Genomic DNA, 25,648 nt, shown 5'->3' with positions numbered 1-25,648 from the left:
GACCCGTCGCCGCGTCGGCTGGGCCGGGTGGGGGACCGGCCGGGCTCACGTGCCGGGCACCCGAAGGCGGCGGACCCGACCGGCCTCGGCCGGAGTGAGGTGGGGGTCGGCGAGGCGGCGCGCGGTGGCGGCGGGCATGCCGGCGCGACGGTCGCTGCCGCAGGTGCGGGACATGGCGCGCAGCAGCACGCGGAGCATCAGCCGCTCGTGCGGCGGCAGCACGAGTCCGCGCAGGATCACGAAGGTCATGGCCGGGTCGATCTCGGGCCGGCCGGCGCGGGCGTTGGTCCAGTCGATGACGTACGGACCCCGGCTCGTCAGGACGACGTTCTCCGGGTGCAGATCGAGGTGCAGCACCCGGGCGGTGCCCTCGTCCCCGGTGATCCGTTGCAGCCAGTCGGGGGCGGACAGCACGTGCAGCTCCCGGTGCAGCCGGCCGAGCATCTCCCCGTACGCCCGCGCCCGCCAAGGACGGGAACGCAACGCCTCGCTCAGGAGCGGCCCGTCGAGCCGCTCCATCACCAGATCCGCGCCCTCGGCCGCGTGCACGGCCGGCACCGGATACCCCTGCGCGGCCAGCCACCGCAACAGCCGCGCCTCGCCTGCGGCCGGCCGCCCGTCCCGGAAGCGACGCAGCACGCGCGCGCCGTCCAGGGCGTACACATCGGCCTCGCGCCCCTGCCCGACCAATTCCAATGTGCTTCACCCCTCCTCGCCCGTTCACCCGGCTTCTCGACCACTCGTCGCCTCGGCGGCTCCCTCGCCATCCGCCCCTGCGGACGCCGTGTCCACGAACGTACTGGTCGATGACGGGGGGCGGGAGCCTCCTCATGTCCCGTCAACGGAGTGACTCAGTCAGGCCGTTGCTCGGATCAGGGTGAGGAGCCGGGTGTGTGTGGTGGGGTCGGCCGCGGCGAGGAGGCCCGGGGAGGCGGCGTCGAGCGGTGCGCCGTCGATCCCCGTGACGATGCAGCCGGCCGCGCGGCACAGGGTGATCCCCGCGGCGAAGTGCTCGCTGTCGATCAGACCCGTGCCGTCGGTCACGTACGCGGCCCGCCGCCCGGCGGCGACCCAGGCGACGGCGAGCGACGTGGAGAGCACCCGCGGGCGGAACGCTTCGGTGAATCCGGAGAGGGAGAGCAGCTCCACCGCGCGGAAGCCCGGTGCGCTCGGGAAGGGCGGATCCAGGTTCAGGTCGACGAGCCGGGAGGCGGCCGTGGGGGCGAGCGTCGATTCCTCGCCGTCGTTCCGTACCCACGCCGTGCCGCCGTCGGTGACGAAGACCTCGCCGCTGAATGGGTCCGCCACCGCGGCCGCGCCGTCCCGCAGCGTCACATTGACGGCCGCCAGCATCGCGCCCGTCGCGTAGTTGAGCGTGCCGCACAACGGATCGACCAGCCACTGCCGTGCCGCGTCCGCGGCCCCGTGCCGGCCGCTCTCCTCGCCGTACACGGTGTCTTCCGGCCGCGCGGACCGCAGTACGTCCAGGATCGCCTGCTCGGCCGCGACATCGGCGTCGGTGGCGAAGTCCCCTTCACCCTTGTCGAATCGGCGGAGCGGGCCGCCGTACCTGGCGCGGACGGCCGCGGCCCCGGCCAGCGCCGCCGCAGCGGCGACCTCGTGATCCGCGAGGCTCGGACGGGCCCCGGGTGAGCTGGAGTTGACCATGGGGTGAGCGTACGGCCACCGTCCCTGTGCCCGTACTGGCATGCTGAGCTGAGCCGTACGCGATGAGCGGCGGTACGTCCCGACGGGGGGTCTGGTGGATGGCGGAGGATCCGGCACCGTCGTCGCCCCGTGCGGGCGGCTACCCGCCGGCGCCCGACCGGGCGGCTCTGGACGAGGTATTCGCGGGCGTGGCCCGGCAGTTGGGAAAGCGGAAGGGTGGCGCGCTGCTCATCGCGCGCCGGGCCGTGGAGAGCCTGGCCGCGGGTGACCGCGAGACCGCGGCCGAGGCGCTGCGTGTCGTACGGGACGATCCCGAGCTCGGTGACAGCGGGGTGGGCAAGGTCGTCCGCCTCGTCGCCGCGGTCGTGGACCCGGCCCATGCGCGCGCCGACACCTGGATCACCGAGGGTGCCCGTGAACTCCTGCGGCGCTACCGGGACCGCTGGCCCGAGTACTCGCCGGTGGGCGTAGGGCCGCTGCTCGGGGCGGCCGCCCGTACCGCGCCCGGGGTGTTCGCCGAGCTCCTCGCGACGGGGGAGGGCGGTGGCCGGCGGGACTGGCCCGGGCCGGAGGCGGTGCGCGGGCTGTGGTGCGGCGTCGTGCGCGGGCACCTCGAGGGTGCTCTCTCCGCGCTGTCCGACGGGGACACCGAGCGCGCCGGGGACCTCCTCGACGAGGCGGACGCGGCGCTCGCGCGGGTGCGCCCGCCGGACGACGCCCCCGCCTCCGACCAGGCGATCCAGCTCGCGGACTTCGCCGCCCGCCTCCGCGCACACCTCGCCGAGCGGCTCGCGGGCGAGGCGTACGGCCACCTCGAGCGCGACGGGGAGATCCACCCCTGGTCCGCCGAGGCCATTCGCCTCTGGTCCGCGGCCGCCGCCGGCCACCACCATCACCTGGCGGTCGCCCAGCACGCCCGCGCCTACGAGCTCGAGGCCGGCGCCCGGTCCGGCGGCGACACGTTCACCGCCTGGCGCGAGGCGCTGCGGCACTGGGCCGCGGTCCACCAGGACGACGCGTTCTGGGCGGAGTTGCACCGCGTACTGGAGACGGCGACCGGCGCCCCCGTACCGCGGGAGACCGTCGATGCCGTACGCACCCGGCTGCCCCGCGACCTCCTGGCGCCGCACCTCACCCTCGCCGCCCGTGCGCAGTCGGCCGACCCGCGGCGCGCCCGCGAACACCTGGCGCTGATCGTGACATCCGGCTTCCCGGAGGCCGAAGTCGACGGCGCCCGGCGGGCGTTCGCGGCCGACGCGGTCCGGACCGCCGAGGAGGCCGTACTGCGCCACGAGTACGACGCGGCCTCCGCGGCCCTGGCGCCCGCGCTCGACGTGGACCCCGCCAATCCGTACCTGCTGCGCGTCGAACTGATCGTGCTGCGGCACCGCACCGAACAGGAGTGGTTCGCCGAGGGCCCCACGACGCGCCTGTCCGCGCTGGTGTCCCGGATGGACGGGATCGCCACCCGGCTCGGCCCCCAGCCGGGCCGGCACGGACGCGAACTCCTGGTGGAACTGGCCCGGTTCGAGTTCTGGCAGGCCATGGACCTGCAGGCCCAGCACGCCCGGGCCCCGCACCGGCTCACCCTCGCCGACCGGGCCGCGGAGGCGGCCGCACGCGCGAACGCCCTGGACCCCGCACTGCGGCGCACCCGCAAGTACGGGATCCTCGACGGCCTGGCGACCGGCGTCCTCGCGCAGGCCGCCCGTTCGGCCGCGTCGCTCGGGCTGCCGGAGGCCGAGGTGCGCGACCGCATCCGGCGCGCCCGCGAGGCCGGTGCGCCGGACGCCACGGCGTGCTGCGCACTGGCCTCGGCACTGCTCGACCTGGACCGGCGTACGGGTCGGCCGTCCGAGGCCGGGGAGCGTGAACTCCAGCTGGCCTGGCGCCTGTTGATGTCGGCCCGTGGTGCGGACGAGGCGCCCCGTTCGGAGTCGGACCGCGAGAACCGTGCCGAAGTGACCCGCCTCGGCGGCATCCTGTGGGCACGCTTCGTGACGTACGCGCTGCCGGTGCCGCAGCCGGTGCCGCCGGAGTGGACGCCGCACGGCGCCGGTTGACCGAGGAGTCGGGAGGCCCCGAGGAGTGGAGGACACGCTGTCGTACGAGGAGCACGCGAACCCCTGGCAGTGGCAGGACGGCCACAATCCGTACCTCCGCACGCCGTTGCAGATACTCGGCCTCGCCGCGGGCACGCCGGGCCGCGCGGCAGTGCGCACCGCCGCACGCCGCAGACGGCTGCGGGCCGAGCGCGGCGGCGACCGCTTCCCGCTGTTCGGCCGGCCGGTGGAGGCGGTGGAGGTGAACACGGCCGAGCAGGAACTCACCACCCCGACGGGCCGCCTCCTCGCCGAACTCCGCACCCATCGCCCGCCCGACTCCTCCCGGGACGCCGCACTCGCATCCCAACTGGAGTCCCTGAAAGCCGACTTCGGCCGACTCACCGGCACGACGACCGCCGTCGGCGCGGATCGCGGACCGGGACCCGGGGAGCACGGACGGGGTCCCGGCGACCATGGACCGGGACCCGGAGACCATGGATCGGAACCCGGCGACCACGGACCGGAACCCGGAGACCACGGACCGGAACCCGGTAAGGGCGCAGCACCGGACCCCGCCCACGACCGCACGCCGGAACCGTTCGTCCTGGCCCGCCCCGAGGCCCTCCTCGGCTGGCTCCCGGTCCGGCCGCCCCGGGTCACGCCGCGAAGGGACGGAGGCCGAGCGTGAATGCACCGCGCACCGGATCGTCCGCGGGCGCCCGCGCCCCGCGCAGGCGCCCTCGCCCGCTGCGCGTGCGCACCCGCATCGCCGCACCCCGCCCACCCCGGATCACCGAGCGCGAGCGCCCCGTACCGGCCGGCGTACCACCGCTGCCCCAGCAGCTCGTGCACCAGCTCCTGGCCTCCGCCGCGCAGGACCGCGAGGCGGCCGGGGAGCAGGCCAGGGTCCGGGCCGGGGCGGAGCGGGAGCGGTACGCGCGGCTCGCCGCGGATGTCGCGGTCGCCCTGCACGAACTGCGCGGCTGCCTGGCCCCCGACGACGCGCCCGCCCCCTTGCGGGCCGTCGCCCGCCGCTTCGCAACTGCGCTCCAGCAGGCGGGAGTTCAGCTCGACGATCCGCACGGACTGCCGTACGCCGAGGTGGCCGCCCGGGTCGACGTGGGGCACGCACCGCCCGCCGCCGACACCGCCGACCTGGTGGTGAGCCGCACCGTACGCCCCGGAGTGCTGCTGCACGACGGCAGCCGGGTACGCCGCGCCCAGGTCCTGCTCGAAGCCCGCGCCCCGGGCGCGAACCGCACCACCCGCAGAGAGGAGACGGGCCGATGAGCCTCGTCGTCGGGATCGATCTCGGCACCACCAACAGCTGCGTGGCCGTGCCGGCCAACGCCCCTGTACCCGACAAGGAGCGCCTGATCGCCGAGGGCCGGCTGCGCCCGGTCGGCGAGGCCCTGGTCGTGGTACCGCCGGACGGGTCGCCCACCGTGCCGTCCGCCGTCTGGGTCGGACCCGACGGCGAAGTCCAGGTGGGGCTGCTCGCCAAGCACCGGGCGCGGATGCAGGGCGCGCCCCCGGCGATGTTCTTCAAGCGGAGCATGGGCACGGACCAGCGATTCACCGCGGGACACGCCGAGTTGACGCCCGTCGAGGCGTCCACGGCCGTACTGCGCCGGCTGCGCGCCATCGCCGAGGACGTACTCGGCACGCCGGTGCAGCGCGCCGTCGTCACCGTCCCCGCGTACTTCGAGACCCGCTCCAAGAACGACACCACCAAGGCCGGCGCGGCGGCGGGCCTCGAGGTCGTCGAGACCCTCATCGAACCCGTCGCGGCCGCAGTCGCCCACGGCGGCGAACACCGCACCTCCGCCGCCCCCGGGGACCGGCCCCGCACCCTCCTCGTCTACGACCTGGGCGGCGGCACCTTCGACACCTCCGTGGTCACCGACGATCCCGAAGAGGGCTTCGAGCACCGGGCGTTCGGCGGCGACCGCTACCTCGGCGGCTACGACTTCGACCGCGCCGTCGTCTCCTGGATGAACGACCGCCTCCCCGCCCACGACCTCGCCTACGACCCCGACTCGCCGTCGGACGCCCGCAGTTACGCCGCGCTCCTGTTCCTCGCCGAGGCCTGCAAGCAGGAGCTGTCGCGGATGCCGGTGACCGAGATCGTCAGCCAGTACTGCGAGGACCGCAACGGCACCCCGATGAACCTCCATCTGCCCATGCGGCGCACCGAGTTGGAGGACCTGCTGCGCCCGCACCTGGAGACCGCCGCCGACCACTGCGAGCGCACCCTGCGCCGCGCGGGCCTCACCCCCACCGACGTCGACGAGATCGTCATGGTCGGCGGCTCCTCGCGCATCCCGCTCGCCGGCGCCCTGCTGCGCGAGCGCTTCGGCCGCGAACCGGTGCTGCTCCACCCGGACTTGGCGATCGCCGCCGGCGCCGCCCTGAAGGCCGCGGAGGCCACCGAGCGCGGCACCTACCTGGAGCTCGACCGTCCGGAGGCGGACGGCGAGGTCGCCGACATCTCGGGCCGTGTGCTGCCCGGCAGACTGCTCCCCGACCCCGCCGGAGCATCCGTACTGCTCGTCTCGGACGACGGAACACACCGGACGGAGGAGACGGCCGGCCCGAGCGGCTCCTTCCTCTTCCCGGACGTGCCGCTCACCCCCGGCACCGAGAACGGCTTCACCGTGCGACTCCTCGCGGCCGGCCGGGAGATCGAGGCGCGCCGCGTCACGGTCACCTCCGCCGGACCCGCGACCGCACCCGTCACCGGTGACGTCCTCGCCCATGACTTCTCCGTCGAGCTGGCCGACGGACTGCACCGCATCGTCGCCTCGGGCGTACGCCTTCCGCACCGCACCGGCTTCCGGCTGCAGACCGCCACCCAGGGCTCGTACCTCTCCATCCGGCTCTACGAGGGCCTGATGCACATCGGCTCGGTGGAGATCGCCGACGTGCCGCGCAGCCTGCCGGTGGGCACCGATGTCGAGGTGTCGGTGACCTTCGAGGCGGGCTGGACCATCGAGGCCGCGGTGGCGATCCCGGCGATCGGCGCGGCCGCGACCGCCGTCATCGACATCCCGCTGCGCCGCATCCCCGCCTGGGACGCCCTGCGCAGCGCCCACCGCGACGCCAAGCAGGCCTGGGCGGAACTCCACGACGCACCGGCACCGGACGCCGGCCACTTGGAGGACCCCGGCTCCGGGCGCCGGTCCGCCGACGGCGTGACCACCCTCAACCGCCTCCTCGGCGAGACCGACGCCCTGCTCACCGAGCGGCAGGACCGGGCGAAGACCCACTACAAGATCATGGAGGCCGAGACGCTCCTTCAGGGCCTGGCACAGCAGCAGATGTGGGACCGGTCCCTGGACCCCTCACCCGCCGACTTCGAGACCGCCCTGGCCGACGCCCGGGCCCTGATCGCCGAACTCGGCCGCACCGACCCGCCCCGCGCCGAGCAGCACCGCAGCGAACTCGTCGACGTGGAGACCGCGGCACGCGCCGCCCGCACCGAGCGCAACCGCTATGCCTGGCACCAGGCCTGCACCCGCCTCGAGCGCCTGCGCCACGGTGCCCGTACGGACCTCGGCGGACCGGAATCGGGCCCGGACGCCGACTCGTTCACGGCGGACCGGATCGCCGGCTCGCTCCTCGCCGAACTCGAGCAGCTGCGCCGCTCCGTCCAGGAGGCCGACGAGGACTCCGGACACCGCCACCGCACCGAGGCGGACGCCTTCGCGGACCGCATCGCGGACGCCGTCGGCGACGTGGTGCAACAGGCCGCCCGGGAGGACGGCCCGGACACCCGGCGCCGCCTCATCGGTATCTACAAGGAGCGCATCGAGCCGCTGCACGCCCAGATCGGCCACTGGCTGCGCGGCCTCGGCCAGGCCGAGGGCGTCCAGGTCGTCCTGCCGCGCACCGCGCCGCCCGGCGGGGAGACCCTCTGATGCTGACCTGCCCCGCCTGCCACAAGGCCCTCCCCGGCCTGCCCGCCCACTGCTACGCCTGCCACGCCGACCTGACGCCCCTGCGTCACCTCCGTGCGCTCGCCGACCACCACTTCAACCAGGCGGTACGTGCGGCCCGTGCCCGCCACTGGGCGACCGCCTCCGAACACCTCGCCCGCACCCTCCTGCTCAACCCCACCGACACGGAGGCCCAGACCCTCCTGACAAAGGTCCGACACCACCAGCACCTCGCGGACCGCACTCCGCGGCAGAGGCGCGGACGTGAGCGAGGACGTGGGCGAGGGCTGTCGAGACGGATGCGTTCCCGCAGCTGACGCGTGCGCGCAGCTGACGCGTCCTCGCCGGCAGGGGAGACGCCTCCTAGAGCGCCGTCTCGATCTGGGCCAGTTGGGCCGCGAGGATCTCGTGGAAGGCCTGGTCGCGGTCTGCGCCGAGGGGGCGGATCTCGCGGGCGAAGTGGGAGAGGGCCGGGAAGTGGTCGGGGTCGGCGCCGAGGACCGCGACGCGGAACAGCTCCAGGCCCTGGTCGTACTCCTTGGGCGTGAGGGTGCTGATCGCGGCCTCGGAGGCGACCAGCGAGGTGAGCAGGATCGCGATGCGGTGGTAGGCCGCCGGGATCTTCTCCTCGGGCAGGCCGGAGGTCTGCAGTGCCTGCAGGACTTCTTCCATGACCAGGCGGGATCCGGTGCCGCCGGACGCGTAGCGCCCCCAGATCGCGGCGAGTTGGGGCTGTCGGCCGAAGGCCTCCCGTACGTGCAGGGCGAGTTCGGTGATGCGCTGCTTCCAGTCGCCCTCGGGCCGGTGGCCTTCTACCGCGGCGAGCAGGATCCGGTCGGCGACCGCGCGCAGGAGTTCCGTCTTGCTGCGGAAGTGCCGGTAGAGGCTGGAGGAGTCGGTCCCGAGCGTCGCGGCGAGCCCTCGCACGCTGAACGAGTCGGCGTCGCTCGTGCGCAGCACCTGCTCTGCCGCGTCCAGGATCTCCTCGGTCGACCAGCGCCTGCGACCTGCCATTTCGTACCTCTCGGGGGATCGTCGGGGGTTCACAGCCTAGCTTATGCACTTGGTGATGCACGCGGTGCGTGCATAATGGATGCATGAGGGTGCCCACGGCTTCGGACCACCGTGCCGGGCACTGGGTGCGAACTGCTACGAGGGGACACCTGTCGTGAGCGATGAACTCGACTTCGCAGCGCTGGACGCCGCCGTCCACGATGTGCACCGCGCCGGGATGCCCGGCATCTTCGCCGAGGTGCGGGACGGTGAGCGGGTCTGGCGCGGGGCCGCCGGGGTCGCGGACCTCGACACCGGCCGCCCGGTCACCGCCGATCTGCGCCATCGCGTCGGCAGCGTCACCAAGACCTTCACCGCCGCGGCCGTACTGCGGCAGGCCGAGCGGGGCCGGATCGACCTGGACGCGCCGATCGCCCGGTACCTGCCGAAGCTGGTGCCCGGCGAGCGCGGTGACGCGATCACCGTCCGGATGCTCATCAACCACACCAGCGGCCTCGCCGAGTACCTCCCGTACGCCTATCCGTCCCTCGCGGGCATGCCGGCCGTCGCGGGGACCTCGCCCAAGAGCCTGGACGACCACCGGCACACCCGGTTCGCCATCGCCGATCTGATCGGGATGGGCGTCGCAGCGCCCGCCACCGGCGAGCCGGGCGGCCCGCTCGGCCTGTACTCCAACACCAACTACCTGCTCCTCGGCGAACTCCTGGCCCTGGAGACCGGCATGACGCCCGAGGAGTGCATCACCCGGGACGTCGTCGAGCCCGCCGGACTCCGCGACACCGGCTTTCCCACCGGAGAGCACGTCGAAGGGCCGCACTCGCGGCTGTACGAGGCGTGGTTCGGCATGATCGACCCGCCGCGCGACTACAGCGTCTTCGAGATGTCCTGGACGGGTGTGGCGGCCTCGCTGATCTCGACCGTCGGGGACCTCAACCGGTTCTTCCGCCTGCTCCTCACCGGCGAGATCGTCAGCCGGCCGTCGCTGGAGCAGATGCAGCGGACCGTGCGGATCGTCTCCCAGGAGGGCCACCCGATGGACTACGGCCTCGGCCTCTACCCGACCGAGTCCCCGGGGCGGCCCGCCCGCTGGGGGCACGGCGGCACGGTCTGGGGCGGCGGCACCCTCGCCATGTCCAGCAGCGACGGCCGCCGCCAACTCTCCCTCGCCACCAACCTCCAGCGGTGGAACGCCCTCTCCCCGCAGGGCACACCCGAGCCCCACCCCATCGACGAGGCCCTCGCCGCCTTCACGGAGAAGGCGCTGTACGGGTGACCGGGGCGGGCGCGGCAGGTCAGTGGGCGGCGCGGCCCTCGCCTTCGTGGACCGGCGGCCGTGCGCGGGTGATCGCCGACCGCTCCTCGGCCGTGAGGGGCGGTGCGTCGAGCAGTGGCTTCTTGCGGCCCGTCAGGACCAGTCGCAGCATGTCGGGACGGAGCAGCCTGGTGGGCGGGGCCTGCATGCTCATCACGTCGAGCAGGATGCGCAGGGCGTACGGGTTGCGGGCACCGGTGTCGACGACACGGTCCAGATAGCGGGCGGTCAACTGCTCGATGCGGCTGGGTGGTTGGTCGGTGGCGCCGGGATAGCCGGCGTCCTGCCCGACCGCCAGGTCCCAGGCGTGGCCCACGGGTCGGGCGACCGCACGCTGGATGACGCGCGCGGTGCCGGGCGCCGGGAGCGGATGGCGCCGCAGGGTGTCGCGCAGGGCGACGGCGCCCTGTGCCGCGGCGGTGAGGCCGTGCCCGTACACCGGGTTGTAGCCGGCCAGGGCGTCGCCCAGGACCGCGAACCCGCCGGGCATGCGGGCCCGTTCGTAGTAGCGCCGCCGGTTCGCCGTGCTGTGGCTGGTGACGACGTCGGTCAACGGCTCGGCGTGTGCGAGGAGTTCGCCGATCAGGGGGTGCTGCAGCGTGAGTGCGAAGGGGACGAATGCGTCGTTGTCCGCGGTGGGGCGTCCGCCGGCGGTTCCGGACAGCGTCACCAGGAGTCGGCCGTGCTCGATCGGCAGGATGATGCCGCCGCGGCCGGGCGCCTGCCGGGGGTCCGCCTGGACGTTGACGATCGGGATCGAGGCGGTGCTGCCGGGCGCCCGGTAGAGCCGGCTCGCGTAGCCGACACCGGCGTCCACCACCCGTTCGTCGACCGCCGGCAGGCCGAGCGCGCGCAGCCACTGCGGTGTCCGGCTGGCCCGGCCGCAGGCGTCGATCACCAGATCGGCGGCGAGGGTCTCGACTCCTGCTCGTGCTCCTGCTCCGGCTCCGGCTCCGGCTCCGGCCTCGGGCTTGTCAGGTACGCCAGACCTGTCGTGTACGCCCGCCCCGTCATGTACGCCAGACCCGTCACGTACGCCCGCCCCGTCACGTACGACCGACTCGACCCGTACGCCCGTCACCCGGGACGCCGAGCCCTCGAGCCCGACCGCGCGGGTGCGCGGGTGCAGTGTGATGCGAGGGTTGCGGAGCACCGCGGTCCGTATCACCGCGTCCAGGAGGTCGCGGCTGCACACCAGATTGGTGTGCTGCGCATGCGCGAACCGCCGGAACCACTGCCCGCTCGGCGCCTTCGACACAAGGCCGCTCATGATCGGGACGCGCCGGGCGCCACGGTCGACCAGGCGGTCGACGATCCCGGGCAGCAGCTCGTCGAGCGCACGCACCCCGCCCGACCAGAGGAGATGGGCGTGCCGGGCCTGGGGGAGTCCGCGGCGGGGCTCGGGACCTTCGGGCAGGACGTCGTCCTCGATCACCGTGACGTCCGCGACCTCGGCGAGGGCATGGGCGGCGAGCATGCCGGTCATGCCGCCGCCGAGGACAACGGCCCTGCTGCGTGGGGTGGGTGGGGCGTGCATGGGCGTCACTCTCTCATCACCGCGTTTGTCCTGGGAACGGGTGATCGAAAGCCGCCCGGGCCGGCGCACCGGGCCTTCGCGGGTGTGCCGACCGGTCAGTGCGCCGTCCCGGACGCCCGTTCCTCCGCGGTCCGTTCGGCCGCGTCGGCGCGCGCCCGGGCGACGATCGGCGACGACAGCGCCCTGGCGAGGTCGACCATCCGGTCGGCGCTCGACAGGGAGGTGAGCCGGCCCACCTCGGCGGGCGGCGCCGCCTCGTGCTCGGCCGTCACCCGCACCCGGGCGGCGGTGAGCATCGCCGCCTCCGCCACGGCCTCCGTCCGCTCCGCCGCCGTGTCGTGGCCGGCCGCCCGGGCCTCGGCATGGGCGGCCTTGCGTACTTCCTGGTCGAAGTAGGGGGAGCAGGCGATCACCCCGTCGCCGATGAGCACCTCCTGCTGGGCCAGGCGCACGGCGGGCCGGTCCCACCAGTGCACCACGGCGGTGGCGGGCGCGCCGAGACCGGCCAACTCCTCGCACAGTGGGCGGAGTTGGCGGCAACGTTGCCATGTCCGATAGGTCGCCCCGATCGCCGGCCCGATGCGCGGCAGGGCGAACCCGGTCCCCACACAGATCCCGGCGAGCAGCACCATCGGCGGCGCGAACGAGGTGGACAGCCAGTCCCAGTCGTTCCCGAACCAACGTGCCGCCATGGCCGCGTACTTGGCGAACTGGAACACGACGTCGAAGGCGAACCCCACCACGATGAAGGTGAGCCCGATCCGGGTCAGGCCCCGCACCTTCCGCACCCATTTGAGCCCGAGGGCCGTCAGCGTGATGCTCGCGGCCGAGTGGCCGACCAGGTAGAGCAGGATCATCTCGCGCATGAACGGCGTGTTGGCGTAGTACGTGTCCAGGTCCCGGTCCCGCTCCACCGGCACGTCGGCGAGTGAGAACAGCACCACGATGCCCGCGATGACCAGCGCGTACGCTCCGACCACCAACTGCGTGTTGCGCCGCAGCCGTTCGGGCCGGCCGCCCTGCCAGTACATCATCAGGACCAGGTACGAGGCGCTGAGCGCGGACATCCCGCTGTAGACGAGCGGCGCGGAGAAGTTGCTGATCCCCGTCACGTCGTTCACCACGCGAATGGTCGGCGGGGCGGCGAGGAAGCAGGCGAGCGCGCCGACCACCAGGATCGTGCCGCTGGCCGTGATCAGCGGATCGCGCCATTCGCCGCGCAGCGAGGAGAACTTGAGGACGACCGCGAGCAGCAGAACCGCCGCCGGTACGTAGAAGACCAGACCGTTCTCCATGTCAGTGCCCCGGCGCCGGGCGGCGTGCGGTGGCCTTCGGCGGATGGGGAGAGTGGTGGTCGCGGGTGGGGGTGTGGGTCACAACCGGACTCTTTCCGTGGGGGGTTTGCGGAAGTCCGCCACGACGGGCGAGGTGTGCAGGGCGCGGGCGACTCCGATCAGCGTGTCGCGCGCGGCGGGCGGAGGCGAGGCGGGTCGGTCGGGCGTGGTGGCGGGCGAGGTGCCGGTGGCCCGCGCGGCCGCCGCGATCATCGCCGCGTGACCGACCCACTCCGCCTGCACGGCCCCGTCCCCGTACGCCGTCGCCCGGTGCTGTGCGCGGGTGCGGACCGTGTCGTCCAAGTACGGCCGCAGCAGGGCGAGTCCGTCCTGGATGCCGGCCTCCCGGCGGACGAGATGGATACGCGGCGTCGAGTACCAGGGGATCGACGCGGCCAGCGGCCGGTCCGCCGCGCCGCTCAGCTCGCGCCACAGCGGGGCGAGGCCGCGCCAGGCGGCGAGGGTGCGCCAGGTCGCCACGAGCCGCGGCCCCACCAGCGGCATCAGGATCCCGGCGGTCACCCAGACCGCGGCAAGGCCCACGAAGCCGGGCGCCACGACGGAGCTGAGCGCGTCCCAGTCCCGGCCCGACCAACGCGCCGCCACGGCAGCCAGCTTCAGGCCGCTGAAGCTCAGATTCAGGATCCATCCCACGGTCATCGTGTACAGGCCGGCGCGCAGCCACCCGTGCACCTGGCCGGCCCACCGGCAGCAGAGCACCGACGAGGCCACGGCCGCGGTGATGTGCCCGAGCAGATAGAGCAGCACCATCTGGCCGATCCAGGGCGTGCGCGCGTAATACGTGTCGAAGTCGGTACGCCGCTCGACGGGCGCGTCCCCGATCGCGAACAGCACCACCAGGGCCGAGACAAGGACCGCGTACCCGGTGGCCCAGCGCCGCGAGACGCGTCGTACCTGCTCCTCGGGTCCGCCGCGCCACTGCAGGATCAGCAGCAGGCAGGCCGCACTGAACCCGCTGATGATCACGTACACAAGGGGCCCGGAGAGATTGGCGATCCCGGCCGTCTCATTGACGAACCTGATCGTGGAGGGCGCGGCGAAGAGGAAACCCGCGCCCGCGAGCGCGAGCACCACGCACACCGAACGGACCAGCGGGTCACGCCACTTGACGAGGGAGGGGAGCTTCACCGCGAGTGCGGCCCACAGCGCCAGGACCGGCAAGTAGTAACCCCACGTCCGCACGGCTCAGACCTGCGGCCGGCCGTCACCGAGGGAGGCGCTGATGCGGCCGCCGATGCCCGAACGGTCGGTGGCGGGGGCGGGGGCAGCGGCGCCGCCGTCCTGCAGCCGGCTGCGGAACTGGGCCGCGGCGTACAGGGCGAAGGTCTCCGCGTCCTGCTCGCTCGCCTCGTCGAAGGCGGTACGGGCCGCCACCTGCCGTACCGCACTGTGCAGTTCGGAACGGTCGCGCAGCGCCTGGGCCGCGCCGCTCGCCGCCTCGTCGTGGTGGCCGCAGTCGCCCTTGAGGATGTGCCAGATCTCGTGGCAGATGATGGCCAGTTGATGGAACGGCGTCGCCCGCGCGTCCACCACGATCAGATCGCGGTCCGGCAGATCCAGCCAGAGACCGGTCGCCGTCTGGTGCGGGAACTCCTCCTTGAGCAGGACGATCCGGCGGCCTCTGAGGTCGGACGCGGCGGCCAGGAGCGCCGTGAAGAGCTGCTCCGGTTCGGCGGGCACCGGCAGGTCGAGCCGGTTCCCGAGTCGGGTGATGAGGTCCTTGACCTCCCGCGGCCTGCGCCTGCGCACCGTACTTCCCCCTTCGGCGGGTACCGGAGCGTGTGCGGCGCGCCCGCCCGGTCCTCCTCGCTCCGGTCCCAGCACTATGCCAAACCCTGCCCGCCGAAGACCACACTTCAACGGATCGGGGGACACCCGCCCGGAGGCGGTGAGCGGGACTCATGCCGCGTTGAGCGGACGGCGACCCGTACCCGGCCGGTCAAGGAGGACACCGCATGACGCAGGGCAGGCTCATCCACTTCGTGGCGCAGTCTCTCGACGGCTACATCGAGGGACCGCAGGGGGAGTTCGACTGGACCGTGATGGATCCCGAACTCTCCGCGTACTCGCAGGAGGTGAGCGACGAGGCGGACGCGTTCCTCTACGGCCGGGTGGTCTGGGACATGATGTCGGGCTACTGGCCGCGCGCCGAGGAGCTCTCGGACCACGAGCACGACCTGAAGTTCGCCCCGATCTGGCGCGAGAAGCCCAAGTACGTGGCCTCCCGAACCCTGGAGAAGGCGGACTGGAACACCCGCGTCATCAACGGCGACGTCGCCGGCGAGATCCGCGCCCTCAAGGACGCCGGCACGAATCTGGTCCTGTTCGGTGGCGCGTCCCTGGCCGCCCATCTCACCGAGCACCGCCTCATCGACGAGTACCGGATCTCGGTGCACCCGGCCGTCCTCGGCGGCGGCAGGCCCGTCTTCCAGGACCCGCAGCGCTTCGGCGTACGCCTCGTCGAGGCCCGGACCTTCGACTCCCAGGTCGTGCTGATGCGCTACGAGCCGGCCTGATCGGGTCCGCCGAGGGCCGAGCGGACCAGGGAGAGCAACTCCGCGTCCGTGACGCCGGCGCCGCGCGCGCCCTCGACCAGGTGGTCGATCAGCTCGGGGATGCGGGCCCGCTCCGGTGTCGCGGTCACCACGGCGCCGCGCCCCGGGCGCAGATCGATCAGTCCCTCGGCCTTCAGGATCTGGTAGCCGCGCAGGACCGTGTGCATGTTGACCTCCAGGAGCCGGGCCGTCTCCCGTGCGCTGGGGAGCCGGTCGCCGGGCGCCAGTTCACCCTCGGCCAGGGCGCGCCGTACCGAGGCCGCGATCTGCTCGGCCAGCGGCCGTGCTGCGGCCGAGTCCACTCTGATCAGCATGCCGCTACGCCTCCGGGCCCCGGCCCTGACGTGCGACCAGGTCGTTGAGCAGCGCGGCCGCCGTCTTCGCGTCCCGTACGACGATCAGGAACTCGCGTCCGCGCGTCAGCTCGATCCACAGTCCCTCGCCGGACGCCCAGGCGAGACCGCTGCGACGGCCCACCCGCCGGTAGCCCCAGCCGCCGAGGTCGGTCAGCGGCCGGATCCGCCCGGCCCTCGCCCGCTGGACCTCGGCGAGTGCGACCACCCGGCGCGGGAAGGGCAGCCAGGGAAGCCGCAGCGCGAAGCCGTGCCGGGTGACACTGGCCCGCAGCTGCCCGGCCACCAGCATCACGACGCCCAACGGCAGTGCGATCCATACGAGTTGAGGTAGCTCGAGCAGGAAGCCGATCAGTCCGGCGACGGTGAGTGCGCCACCGGCCGCCCGGACCCAGACCGGTGACGCGGGTGCCACCCACACGGCCTGCTCCCCGGCGCCGAGCCCGATCGAGGAGGGCTGTTCACCGGCGCGCGCGGCGTCCTCGGAGCCGTCGTGTGCGGGAGTGAGCAGGGCGCCGATCAGGCCGGCCGCCAGGGCCACCAGGGCGGCCACCCCGATGCGCCAGAAGGGGAGTTCGGCCTCCAGGGCGTCGTCCACCGCCGCATTGGCGAGCAGGGCCATGACGAAGACCGCGCCGAGTCCGGCCGGCAGCGCGAAGGCCGTGACGTACACCGGGCGGGACGGCGCGCTGTCGCGGTGGGCGACCAGGGCGAGTACGACGGCCTGCGCCAGGAACACCGCAAGCACGATCCAGCCGAACGCGGACTTCGCCGCCACCCGGTCGGCGCCGTCCGTGCCGAAGTGCACGGCCACCGGATCGGGCAGCCGGGCCCACTGGGCGGCGGCGACCGCGCCCACGGTCAGGCCGGTGAGCACCGCGGGCAGCGCGGCGAGTGTGGCGCGCCGGTGTGCTGCGGGTGCGGGGGTCGAGCCGTTCATGCGGGGCCTCCCGTTCGTCGGCGACGCGTCTCGTTCGCATCCTGTCCGTGCATTGTTCGCATCATGCTAGAACAATGAGCCGCGGATGGCGAGCCCCTCGCGCGTGACGTGGTGACGTGGTGACGTGGTGACGTGGTGACGTGGTGACGTCAGAGCGTCGTGTCGCCGCCCGCCTCGCGCACGACGGCGTCGACATACGCGGCGCGCGGCCCGGTCGGCGGCTGGCCCTCGGGCCACAGCAGGCCGAACTCCAGGGGCGGGGTGTCCGAGAACGGGACGACGACGACCCCGGGCCGCAGATAGAACGGGTCGGCCCACGTCGCCACCATGGTCACGCCCTCACCGGCGGCGACCCGCAGATGCAGCTCCTGCCAGTTGGTCCCCGTGGGCCCGTGCCGGATCGGCCGCCCGGACGGTGTGGCCGACGGGAAGAACCGATCGAGGAAATGCTGCGGGATGTCGCCGCTCGGGGCGAGCAGTTCGACGTCCGCGAGATCCTCGAACGTCACGGTAGGCCGGCCGGCGAGCGGGTGGCCGGCCGGCACGAGCAGGGCGAGAGACGTGGTGCGCACCACCGGGCCGTTCGCCACGTCCGGTTCGTTCACCGGCAACTCCGTGATCTGCAGGTCGAGTTGACCGGACCGGAGCAGGGTCAGCGGGTTCCCGAGCGGCACCTCGCGGACGTCGACCTGCCAGCCGGGATGCGCCGTGCGGAAGGTGTCGGCGGCGCGCAGGAGCAGATCGCCGACCGGCGATCCGGAATAGCCGACGCGCACGGTGCCGGTGGAGGTGCGGGCCGCCTCGACGGCGCGCGCGAACGCCTGCCGGATCTGGCGGTGCGCGGGGAGCAGGTCGTCCCGCAGCTGCTTGCCGACGGGCGTCAGGGCGACACGGCGGCTGCTGCGCTCGAAGAGCGGGGTGCCGATGCGTCGCTCGAGCCGCTTGATGATCTGGCTGACCCGGCCCTGGGACAGTCCGAGCCGCTCGGTGGCCCGCCCGAAGTGCAGCTCATCGGCCACGGCGAGGAACGCCTCGATCTCGTGCCGCTCCACCCGCGCCTCCCCCGATCGGTGAACAGCGCTCAATCATCACCGAGTCCGACGCCACGGTCCAGCCCTGGCCGCGCCGACGGGGAGTGCGGCGGGGGCCGGCCGCGGCCGGCCCCCGGCGGCCGTCGACTACTTGCTGACGGCGAAGCGCATCAGGGCGTGCTCGTCGCCCTGCTTGATCTTGCCCGTCTCGTTGATCACCTGGAGCTTCCAGCCGGAGCCGACCCGCATCGCCTTGGCGACCGCGCAGCCGTTGTCCGTGGTGAGCAGGCTCGGCCAGATGTCGGCGACCTGCTGGGTGCTGCCGCCGGTCGCGTCGTACACCTTGAAGCTCACGTTCCGCGCGGCCTGGAACGAGCTGCGCTTCTTGTAGGCCGCGGCGATGAACACGATGCTGGTGATGTTGTTCGGCACCTGGGCGAAGTCGACGGTGACCGTCTCGTCGTCGCCGTCCCCGTGCCCCGTCTGGTTGTCGCCGCTGTGCACCAGCGAGCCGTTGCCCAGCGGGTCGAGCGAGTCGAGGCCGGCGAGCCGCACCGGGTCGTCGCCCTGCATCGCGATGGCGATCAGGTCGAGGTCGGTACCGGTCTTGCGGCGCAGCTTGCCGACCACACCGCCGCTGCTGCCGGCCGTCGGGTCCCAGGACGCGCCGATGGACAGATGAGTGACTCCGTCCAGGTCCGCCGGGCCGTCTTCCTTGTTGAGCGTGATCACGCGTCTTCCCCTCCGTGGTGGACTTGGGAGGTGCGTGACGGTTCCGCACGGCACTCGTCACGCGCCCGCTACAAGTGTGCCCTCCCGCGGCGGGTACCGGAGCTCCGCCCCCGGACCGTGTCCAGGGGCGGAGCCGTTCACCGTGTCCGTTCTGCCCCGGTCAGCCCGTCGGCTCCCCGTCGATCTCGAACTGAGAGCCGGGTTCGATCACCACGTCGCCGGTGGCCGAGCCCGAGATGCTCACATCGGTGAGAGTGGCGCTGCCGCGGGCACCGCCGTGCGCGAGGATGCCCGCGCCGTTGTTGGACTTGTCGATCGTGACATTCTCGATCTTCGCGTCCGGTACGGCCCCGCCACCCGACTTGAACTGGATCCCGTCGTACGTCGAATCGCTGATCTCGGTGTCCCGGATCGTCACGCCCGGTATGTCCTTCGATGCGGCGAAAAGCGTGATCGCGCCGAACTCCTGGGCCTCGCCCCAGAACGCCCCACCCGTACGGTGCAGGCTGTTGCCCGCGATCAGCGTCTCGCCGGAGAACGGCAGCGGGTCGTGGTCCGTGGCCAGCATGATGCCCGGGTAGTTCATGGTGTCGGAGATGACGTTGTTCTCGACGGTGTTGTCGTGGCCGCCGTAGATCGCGACACCGTTCGCGCGCCACGGGAGCTGGATGGTGTTGTTCGTGAAGTGGTTGTCGTGGCCGATGTCGACGGCCGGGTCCTTCACGTACTGACTGGCCCAGACCGCGAGCGCGTCGTCACCGGTGGTACGGAACGAGGAGTCGGTGACCGTCGAATTCCGGGTGCCGTTGGTGAAGTTGACGCCGTCGGCGTAGGTGTTGCGGATTCGCATACCGCTGAACTCGAGGCCGTCGCCCGGACCCCACAGCTCGGGGATGTTGGAGTGGTCGCGGCCCACCCAGGCGCCCACGTTGGCGTGCTCGATCCAGACGTTGCTGATCTTCGTGTCCTTGCCGAAGCGGCCGTTGAGGCCGACGCCGCCCTCGTGGTTGCCGTCGCCGCCGCGGATGGTGCCGGAGCCGAAGATGGCGATGTCGGAGATCTGCGTGTTGTCGTCGATGTCGAAGCCGAAGTTGCCCTCGTGCGGGTGGTTGATGCCGCCCGCCTCGTGCGGCGGGGTCAGCGTGTAGAGCTGCGAGTGCCACATGCCCGCGCCGCGGATCGTGACGTCGCGGATGCCGACCTGGTTGTACTCGCCGCGGTCCTCCGGGTCGTCGGTGAGGATCTTCTGCTCCTGGCGCCACTGGCCCGCCGGGATCCACACGCAGTCGATCTCGCCCTCCTGGTCGGCGGTGACCGCGCTCTGGATGGCCTCGGTGTCGTCCTCGCCGTCGTCGGGCACCGCGCCGTACTCGGTGATGGAGGTGCACTCGGCGGGCTTCTCGGCCGGCGGCGCGACCTCCTCCAGGTCGATGAGGTCGACGATCTGGAACTCCGCGTCGTCGTCCTCGTCCCGCTGCAGCCTGAACTCGGTGCCCTCCGGATAGGACTTCTCGAGCAGCGCGTGCGACTCGTCGAAGAGCCGCCTGGCGTCGCCGCCCGGGGTGTTCGTAAGCCCCTCGGGGTCGTCGGTGCTGCCGTACAGCCAGCTGTGCTTGGACGTCAGGTCCAGCTTCTGCACGAACTCGCCGTCGGCGTAGAGGCTCAGCGTGGTGTCCGCGCCTCCGCCGCCCGGCGCGTCCGGCACCGAGTTGCGTACGACGATCGAGTTCGCGGCGGCGGTGGACGTGAACTCGACGTGGTCGCCGGTCTTCTCGAGCCGGACCGATGCCCGCCCGGACGACTCGGTGGCGAAGTTGGTGTGCCCGAAGGTGCGCTTCGGGTCGGTCTCGAGCAGCGTGCCCTCGTACGTGGCGTCCTCGGCCTCGTACTCGACGTACGGCACATCGGCGCCGCGCGCCTCGGCTGCCGCCGCCGCGGGCAGCGCCTTGTCGGTGTCGGCGGCCGACGCGGTGACCGGGGCGAGCCCGGCGGCGACGAGACCGGCCAGCGCGGCCGCGGTGATCAGATGCCTGCGTCTCGGGGGGTTCATGGGGGTCGTGGAAGTCATGCGGAAGTCCTCTGCGTCCTCTACGGCTCGCTGTCGCGGGTCAATTCCGTGCGCTAGTCGTGAACTTGCAGGGCTTGAGTCAAATTTTTGAGCTGACTCATCGATGTCTTGCGTACGCGTGTCACAGGCTGAACGCGGTCCACGCGATTGTCAACGGTCCTCACGCCCCTTGCGACACAACGGAGTTGCCGCGCGCGCGGCGCCACGGGGCCGCGCGGGCGTGGACGGCCGACTTGGCCGGGGACGGGACCGGAAGGTGCCGGCTCCAAGGAGGACGTCAGGCGTTCGCCCCGCACAGGGGCACGACCAGGCTTCGGGAACCCCATCGCTCCGACCCCCGGACGGCGGCCCAGCACGCGGTCGCCGTGGGCTCCACGTACAGGCCGCGCTCTGCGAGGTCCCGTTGGGCCGCTTCGATCTCCGGGTCCGTCACGGTCAGTACGTCGCCGCCGAACTCCCGTACCGTGGAAAGGATCTGACGGGCCCTCGGTGGGCGGGCGATCGCGATGCCGTCCGCCGATGTGGGCGCCCCGGACGCCGGCTCACCCAGATCGCGCGCACCCGCGCGCCACGCCGTCGCGATCGGCGACACCGCCTCCGCCTGCACCGCGTACAGCGCGGGCATCCGGCCGATCAGGCCCGCGCCGTGCAGCTCGCGCAGTGCGAGCGCCGCGCCGAGCAGGAGCGTGCCGTTGCCGACCGGCACCACGAGGACCTCGGGCAGCCGCCCGCCGAGGTCCTCCCACAGCTCGTGCACATAGGTCTTCGTGCCGTGCAGGAAGTACGGGTTGAAGACGTGGCTGGCGTAGAACGTGCCGGCTTCGTCCGCCGCCTCGCGTGCCGCCGCGGCGGCGGCCTCGCGGTCGCCGTCCACCTCGGCCACCCGCGCCCCGTGCGCCCGCATCTTCGTCAGCTTCTTCGGCGACGTACCGCCCGGCACGAACACCGTGACGGGCAGGCCCGCCCGCGCGCAGTAGGCGGCGACCGCGGTCCCCGCATTGCCCGTGCTGTCCGCGACGACCCGGTCCGGGCCGAGCCGCAGCGCCAGCTCGGCGAGCAGCACGGCGCCGCGGTCCTTGAACGACAGGGTGGGCTGCAGGAAGTCGAGCTTCGCCGACACGTTCCCCGCCAGCGGCACCAGCGGCGTACGGCCTTCCCCGAGGCTGACCGTGGGGCTGCCGAGCGGCAGGCATTCTGCGTACCGCCACAGCGAGTCGACCCGTCCCGCGAGTGACTTCAGCGGGGTGGGCGTGGGGTGGTGATCGAGGTCGAGCGGCCCTCTGCAGACCGGGCAGCACCACTCGAGCGAGGTGCGTACGCGGGTGCCGTCGGCGGGGCAGACACAGTCGGGCAAGGCGCTCATTCGCGCAGCGTAGTCGCGCCGAGGGGGCGTCCGCGGGAGGTGACACGACGCCATGGCGGGAGGTGACATGACGTCATGGCGGGAGGTGACATGACGTCATGACGCTGCTGTGGCAGGGATGTTGAGCCGGTGAGGGCCTCTTGTGGGAATCCTGTGCATCGGTCAATCTTTCAGCGGAAGCAGTCAGGAGTACGAACCGGAGACACCGGAATCCGGACGGATCGGCATGCTCCTACGGATTGTCATGCTCCTGCCGCGCATCCCCCCACCAGCGCACCATCGACGAGGAGGACCCTCAGATGGCAGTTGTGCGTCCCCACACCCGCAGACCCCGCCGATTGACCGGTATGGCCGCCACGGCCGCCGCGGCAGCCGTCGCGCTCGGCCTGACCGCGGCGCTCCCCGCAGGCGCGGCGGAGAGCGGCCTGGCCGCCAAGGGCGTCATCGAGAACGCCGGAGCGCCGGGAGCGATATCCGGCAGCTACATCGTCACGCTCGACGAGGACGCCGCACGGGCGGGCTCGAAGGCGGGCAAGCAGGTCGCGAAGGAGTACGGCGCGGACATCGAGCAGACCTTCCGCTCCGCGCTCAACGGCTACCAGGTCAAGGCGAGCAAGGCCGAGGCCGAACGCCTCGCCGCGGACCCGGCCGTGGCCTCGGTCGTGCAGAACCGCACCTTCACCATCGATGCCACCCAGGAGAACCCGCCGTCCTGGGGCCTCGACCGCATCGACCAGCCGTCCCTGCCGCTCGACAACAGCTACACGTACCCGGACTCGGCCGGTGAGGGCGTCACGGCGTACATCATCGACACCGGCGTCCGGATCAGCCACGAGGACTTCGGCGGCCGCGCCACCCACGGCTACGACGCCGTCGACGGCGACAACTCCGCGGACGACGGCCACGGCCACGGCACGCACGTCGCCGGTACGGTCGCGGGCACCCTGCACGGCGTCGCCAAGAAGGCCGACATCGTCGCCGTCCGCGTACTCGACGACAACGGCTCCGGCACCACCGCCCAGGTCGTCGCCGGCATCGACTGGGTGACCGAGAACGCGGTCAAGCCGGCGGTCGCCAACATGAGCCTCGGCGGCGGCGCCGACAGCGCCCTCGACGAGGCGGTGCGCAACTCGATCGCCTCCGGCGTGACGTACTCGCTCGCCGCGGGCAACGAATCCACCGACGCCTCCACGCGCTCGCCCGCGCGCGTCGAGGAGGCCATCACGGTCGGAGCGACCGACAGCTCCGACGCCGCGGCCTACTACTCCAACTACGGCTCGGTCCTCGACCTCTACGCCCCGGGCTCGGACATCACCTCGGCGTGGAACACCTCGGACTCGGCCACCAACACCATCTCCGGCACGTCGATGGCGGCCCCGCACGTGGCCGGCGCGGCGGCCCTCTACCTCGCGGACAACACCGGTGCGTCGCCGGACGAGGTGCGGGACGCCCTGGTCGATCTGGGCAGCCCCGGGGTCGTCGGCAACCCCGGTCCGGGCTCGCCGAACCTGCTCCTGAACGTCCCTCAGTAAGGGCCTGAAAGGCGTCCCCGCCCCGGTGGGTGACGCCGATGCGCACCAGGTGCCCGCGCACGCCGCTCCCAGGGCGTGCGCGGGCATCGCGCTCGGCCGCGCGGCGCGCACGGCGTACGATCGCGCTGCGTTCGCCGGAATTGACTGGGAGCAGACACATCGTGGCCATACCGCCGCCGCCCGAGGGGCCGCACCCGCCCCAGCCGCCCGGGCAGCCGTACCCGGGCCATCCGTATCCGCACGGCGCGGCGGATCAGCCGTACGCGGCGCAGCAGCCGCCGCCGCAGTACGGAGCGTGGCCCGGCGTGCAGCCGTACGGCTACGGCGTCCCGCAGCAGCCGCCGGTCAACGGTCTCGCGATCGCCGCGCTCGTGCTCGGCATCCTCTGCTTCCTGCCGCTCGTCGGGCTCGTCCTCGGCGTGCTCGCGCTCTCGCAGATCAACAAGCGCGGCGGGCGCGGCAAGGGGATGGCCGTCGCCGGCATCGCGCTCTCCGCGACCGGGGCGGTGCTCCTCTCGGTGTCGCTGGTGACCGGGGCGGCCGGGGACTTCATGGACGGCTTCCGCGAGGGGATGCAGGACGCGCGCAAGAACGGCGGCTCGTTCTCGCTGTCGAAGGGCGACTGCTTCAACGCACCGGGTGGCCGGATGAGCGGCGTCGCGCGCGATGTCGACGTGGTCTCCTGCGAGGAGCCGCACGACGGCGAGGTGTTCGGCTCCTTCCGGCTCTCCGACGGCGGGTACCCGGGGGAGAAGCGCCTCACGGCGATGGCCGACGCCCGGTGCTCGAGCCTGGTCGACAACTACCTGGGCGACTCCGACGGTGCGCGCGACGACCTCTATCTCTACTTCTACGGGCCCACGGTCGGCAGTTACTCGGGCGGCGACCGCGAGGTGTCCTGCATCCTCGGCAAGGAGAACGGCAAACTGACCGGCTCGCTGCGGGACTCGGGCGGCGACGGGGGCGGTACGGGCGGTGGCGGTACGGGCGGCGGTGACGGCGACAGCGGCGGCGGTGGCGACACCGGCGGCGGCGTCGAGGACGGCCCCGGCCCCGGCGCCGAGGTCTGACCGGCGCGGTCCCGAGCCGTCGACCGGCCGTCCCCGAGCCGCAGTTGACGGTGCGTCCAAGACACGGAGCGTGAGGTTTGGCGCGGGGTAGCGAGTGCGCTCCGTGACCGGATCGAGTGAACGGCCGGGTCGTTCCGTCCCGGCTTGTGGTGATCCGGTGACGACCGGGTGCGGGTCCGGCGCCGGGCCGCGATGCGCCCAAGGAGCGCGGTGGACGGGCGAGTTCCCTTGATCGCGGGGCGTGGCGGAAAGTTCCCCGAGAGGCACGGGTCATCACATTGAGTGGTTCTCTGGCCTGGGGTTGCGGTCAACAACCCACGGTTGCCACCCTGTCGCTGTCTGTCAACCTGATGGGAGCGGCCAGTGACTTTCGGTGAGCAGCCGGCGTATCTGCGGGTAGCGGATGATCTCAGGCAGCAGATTGTCAGCGGTTCGCTGCCGCCGCACACCCGGCTGCCCTCGCAGGCCCGCATCCGCGAGGAGTACGGCGTATCGGACACCGTGGCGCTCGAGGCGCGCAAGGTGCTGATGGCCGAGGGCCTGGTCGAGGGCCGCTCGGGCTCGGGGACCTATGTGCGCGAGCGCGCGGTGCTCCGGCGTGTGACCCGGTCCGGATACCGCGCGGGGGACGGCACCACACCCTTCCGCCAGGAGCAGGCGGACAGCAGGGCACGCGGCACCTGGGAGTCCCGCAGTGAACAGGCCCCGGCGGACCAGGAGATCGCGGGTCGCCTCGACATCAAGGCCGGCGACCGCGTGATGTGCACCCGGTACGTCTTCCGGGACGGCGGCGATCCGATGATGCTCTCCACCTCGTACGAGCCACTGGCGCTCACCGGCCGCACCCCGGTGATGCTCCCCGAGGAGGGCCCGCTCGGCGGCTGCGGAGTGGTCGAACGCATGGCGGCCATCGACCTGGTGGTGGACAACGTGGCGGAGGACGTCTCCGCCCGCCCCGGCCTCGCCGAGGAGCTGCACGCACTCGGCGGGGTGCCCGGCCATGTCGTCCTCGTCGTGGAGCGGACGTACTACGCCTCGGGCCGCCCGGTCGAGACGGCCGACATCGTCATCCCCGCCGACCGGTACCGGGTCGGGTACCACCTGCCGGTCAAGTAGCGGACAGCCGCCGCCCGTC

22 protein-coding genes and 1 pseudogene are annotated in these 25,648 nt (G+C 72.8%); 10 read left to right on the top strand and 13 right to left on the bottom strand.

Going from position 1 to position 25,648, the window contains the following annotated elements:
• Window positions 1–45: 45 nt before the first annotated feature.
• Both DY218_RS10200 and DY218_RS10195 read right to left on the bottom strand, forming a co-directional pair.
• A complete protein-coding gene (locus tag DY218_RS10200; protein WP_128555619.1) occupies window positions 46–696 on the bottom strand; it encodes a phosphotransferase in 651 nt (216 codons plus the stop codon).
• A gap of 159 nt (window positions 697–855) precedes the next feature.
• Window positions 856–1,668 (bottom strand): inositol monophosphatase family protein, encoded by an 813-nt coding sequence (locus tag DY218_RS10195; RefSeq protein ID WP_128555618.1) that lies wholly within the window; start codon window positions 1,666–1,668, stop codon window positions 856–858.
• A 98-nt stretch (window positions 1,669–1,766) separates the two neighbouring features.
• Between DY218_RS10195 and DY218_RS10190 the strand changes: the two genes are divergently transcribed.
• Genes DY218_RS10190 through DY218_RS10180 form a run of 5 tightly spaced genes read left to right on the top strand, consistent with a single transcriptional unit; the run spans window position 1,767 to window position 7,968 of the window.
• Window positions 1,767–3,731: a hypothetical protein gene (locus DY218_RS10190; RefSeq protein ID WP_128555617.1), complete on the top strand. Its 1,965-nt coding sequence runs from the start codon at window positions 1,767–1,769 to the stop codon at window positions 3,729–3,731.
• 25 nt (window positions 3,732–3,756) lie between these two features.
• Window positions 3,757–4,401, top strand: coding sequence for a hypothetical protein (locus DY218_RS34185; protein WP_158574010.1), 645 nt, complete (start codon window positions 3,757–3,759; stop codon window positions 4,399–4,401).
• A complete protein-coding gene (locus DY218_RS34180) occupies window positions 4,398–5,003 on the top strand; it encodes a hypothetical protein (RefSeq protein WP_158574008.1) in 606 nt (201 codons plus the stop codon). Before DY218_RS34185 ends, DY218_RS34180 begins: the two co-directional genes overlap by 4 nt.
• Window positions 5,000–7,633, top strand: coding sequence for an Hsp70 family protein (locus tag DY218_RS10185; protein ID WP_158574006.1), 2,634 nt, complete (start codon window positions 5,000–5,002; stop codon window positions 7,631–7,633). The genes DY218_RS34180 and DY218_RS10185 overlap by 4 nt, the downstream gene beginning before the upstream one ends.
• The gene (locus tag DY218_RS10180) at window positions 7,633–7,968 is read left to right on the top strand and encodes a hypothetical protein (protein WP_128555615.1); all 336 of its coding nucleotides are present in this window, start codon (window positions 7,633–7,635) and stop codon (window positions 7,966–7,968) included. Before DY218_RS10185 ends, DY218_RS10180 begins: the two co-directional genes overlap by 1 nt.
• 46 nt (window positions 7,969–8,014) lie before the next feature.
• Here DY218_RS10180 and DY218_RS10175 read toward each other — a convergent pair whose 3' ends face one another.
• A complete protein-coding gene (locus DY218_RS10175) occupies window positions 8,015–8,665 on the bottom strand; it encodes a TetR/AcrR family transcriptional regulator (RefSeq protein ID WP_128555614.1) in 651 nt (216 codons plus the stop codon).
• 154 nt (window positions 8,666–8,819) lie between these two features.
• Between DY218_RS10175 and DY218_RS10170 the strand changes: the two genes are divergently transcribed.
• The gene (locus DY218_RS10170; RefSeq protein WP_233521463.1) at window positions 8,820–9,938 is read left to right on the top strand and encodes a serine hydrolase domain-containing protein; all 1,119 of its coding nucleotides are present in this window, start codon (window positions 8,820–8,822) and stop codon (window positions 9,936–9,938) included.
• A 19-nt stretch (window positions 9,939–9,957) separates the two neighbouring features.
• Here the strand turns inward: DY218_RS10170 and DY218_RS10165 are convergent, their stop codons facing one another.
• The 4 genes from DY218_RS10165 to DY218_RS10150 all read right to left on the bottom strand — a co-directional run bounded on the left by DY218_RS10165 (window position 9,958) and on the right by DY218_RS10150 (window position 14,618).
• Window positions 9,958–11,514: an FAD-dependent oxidoreductase gene (locus tag DY218_RS10165; RefSeq protein WP_128555612.1), complete on the bottom strand. Its 1,557-nt coding sequence runs from the start codon at window positions 11,512–11,514 to the stop codon at window positions 9,958–9,960.
• Window positions 11,515–11,609: 95 nt separating this feature from the next.
• Window positions 11,610–12,809, bottom strand: a complete 1,200-nt coding sequence (locus DY218_RS10160) for an MAB_1171c family putative transporter (RefSeq protein ID WP_128555611.1) — start codon at window positions 12,807–12,809, stop codon at window positions 11,610–11,612.
• A gap of 78 nt (window positions 12,810–12,887) precedes the next feature.
• A complete protein-coding gene (locus DY218_RS10155) occupies window positions 12,888–14,051 on the bottom strand; it encodes an MAB_1171c family putative transporter (RefSeq protein ID WP_128555610.1) in 1,164 nt (387 codons plus the stop codon).
• A 3-nt stretch (window positions 14,052–14,054) separates the two neighbouring features.
• A complete protein-coding gene (locus tag DY218_RS10150) occupies window positions 14,055–14,618 on the bottom strand; it encodes a toxin-antitoxin system, toxin component (protein ID WP_128555609.1) in 564 nt (187 codons plus the stop codon).
• A gap of 206 nt (window positions 14,619–14,824) precedes the next feature.
• On the opposite strand from DY218_RS10150, the gene DY218_RS10145 reads away from it, so the two are divergent.
• Window positions 14,825–15,385, top strand: coding sequence for a dihydrofolate reductase family protein (locus tag DY218_RS10145; RefSeq protein WP_128555608.1), 561 nt, complete (start codon window positions 14,825–14,827; stop codon window positions 15,383–15,385).
• Here the strand turns inward: DY218_RS10145 and DY218_RS10140 are convergent.
• From DY218_RS10140 to DY218_RS10115, 6 genes are all read right to left on the bottom strand, one after another.
• Entirely contained in the window at window positions 15,370–15,738 is a 369-nt protein-coding gene (locus DY218_RS10140; protein WP_128555607.1) for a GntR family transcriptional regulator, read from the bottom strand. The two genes, DY218_RS10145 and DY218_RS10140, sit on opposite strands and share 16 nt — an antisense overlap.
• Before the next feature lie 4 nt (window positions 15,739–15,742).
• A complete protein-coding gene (locus tag DY218_RS10135) occupies window positions 15,743–16,717 on the bottom strand; it encodes a DUF1648 domain-containing protein (protein ID WP_128555606.1) in 975 nt (324 codons plus the stop codon).
• Window positions 16,718–16,866: 149 nt separating this feature from the next.
• A complete protein-coding gene (locus tag DY218_RS10130) occupies window positions 16,867–17,769 on the bottom strand; it encodes a LysR family transcriptional regulator (protein ID WP_199566684.1) in 903 nt (300 codons plus the stop codon).
• A 126-nt stretch (window positions 17,770–17,895) separates the two neighbouring features.
• The gene (locus DY218_RS10125) at window positions 17,896–18,480 is read right to left on the bottom strand and encodes a TerD family protein (RefSeq protein ID WP_128555604.1); all 585 of its coding nucleotides are present in this window, start codon (window positions 18,478–18,480) and stop codon (window positions 17,896–17,898) included.
• A gap of 160 nt (window positions 18,481–18,640) precedes the next feature.
• Window positions 18,641–20,548, bottom strand: coding sequence for a right-handed parallel beta-helix repeat-containing protein (locus tag DY218_RS10120; RefSeq protein ID WP_128555603.1), 1,908 nt, complete (start codon window positions 20,546–20,548; stop codon window positions 18,641–18,643).
• Between the two features lie 277 nt (window positions 20,549–20,825).
• Complete coding sequence (locus tag DY218_RS10115) at window positions 20,826–21,911, bottom strand: threonine synthase (RefSeq protein ID WP_128555602.1); 1,086 nt, start codon at window positions 21,909–21,911, stop codon at window positions 20,826–20,828.
• Window positions 21,912–22,210: 299 nt separating this feature from the next.
• Between DY218_RS10115 and DY218_RS10110 the strand changes: the two are divergent.
• The 3 genes and pseudogenes from DY218_RS10110 to DY218_RS10100 form a co-directional block, all read left to right on the top strand.
• A pseudogene (locus DY218_RS10110) lies at window positions 22,211–23,434 on the top strand (S8 family peptidase); the annotation flags it as partial.
• A 170-nt stretch (window positions 23,435–23,604) separates the two neighbouring features.
• A complete protein-coding gene (locus tag DY218_RS10105; RefSeq protein WP_158574004.1) occupies window positions 23,605–24,513 on the top strand; it encodes a DUF4190 domain-containing protein in 909 nt (302 codons plus the stop codon).
• Between the two features lie 363 nt (window positions 24,514–24,876).
• The gene (locus DY218_RS10100) at window positions 24,877–25,629 is read left to right on the top strand and encodes a GntR family transcriptional regulator (protein WP_128555599.1); all 753 of its coding nucleotides are present in this window, start codon (window positions 24,877–24,879) and stop codon (window positions 25,627–25,629) included.
• Window positions 25,630–25,648 lie beyond the last annotated feature (19 nt).

Source organism: Streptomyces triticagri (genome assembly GCF_003429565.1).
Classification (GTDB): Bacteria; Actinomycetota; Actinomycetes; order Streptomycetales; family Streptomycetaceae; genus Streptomyces; species Streptomyces triticagri.
This window is presented reverse-complemented; position numbering and strand designations above follow the sequence as displayed.

Bases quoted from the DNA above. Each gene is read 5' to 3' on its own strand.
- DY218_RS10195 (WP_128555618.1), bottom strand. From the start codon at position 1,668: ATGGTCAACTCCAGCTCACCCGGGGCCCGTCCGAGCCTCGCGGATCAC.
- DY218_RS10190 (WP_128555617.1), top strand. From the start codon at position 1,767: ATGGCGGAGGATCCGGCACCGTCGTCGCCCCGTGCGGGCGGCTACCCG.
- DY218_RS10185 (WP_158574006.1), top strand. From the start codon at position 5,000: ATGAGCCTCGTCGTCGGGATCGATCTCGGCACCACCAACAGCTGCGTG.
- DY218_RS10180 (WP_128555615.1), top strand. From the start codon at position 7,633: ATGCTGACCTGCCCCGCCTGCCACAAGGCCCTCCCCGGCCTGCCCGCC.
- DY218_RS10175 (WP_128555614.1), bottom strand. From the start codon at position 8,665: ATGGCAGGTCGCAGGCGCTGGTCGACCGAGGAGATCCTGGACGCGGCA.
- DY218_RS10165 (WP_128555612.1), bottom strand. From the start codon at position 11,514: ATGCACGCCCCACCCACCCCACGCAGCAGGGCCGTTGTCCTCGGCGGC.
- DY218_RS10160 (WP_128555611.1), bottom strand. From the start codon at position 12,809: ATGGAGAACGGTCTGGTCTTCTACGTACCGGCGGCGGTTCTGCTGCTC.
- DY218_RS10145 (WP_128555608.1), top strand. From the start codon at position 14,825: ATGACGCAGGGCAGGCTCATCCACTTCGTGGCGCAGTCTCTCGACGGC.
- DY218_RS10140 (WP_128555607.1), bottom strand. From the start codon at position 15,738: ATGCTGATCAGAGTGGACTCGGCCGCAGCACGGCCGCTGGCCGAGCAG.
- DY218_RS10135 (WP_128555606.1), bottom strand. From the start codon at position 16,717: ATGAACGGCTCGACCCCCGCACCCGCAGCACACCGGCGCGCCACACTC.
- DY218_RS10120 (WP_128555603.1), bottom strand. From the start codon at position 20,548: ATGACTTCCACGACCCCCATGAACCCCCCGAGACGCAGGCATCTGATC.
- DY218_RS10115 (WP_128555602.1), bottom strand. From the start codon at position 21,911: ATGAGCGCCTTGCCCGACTGTGTCTGCCCCGCCGACGGCACCCGCGTA.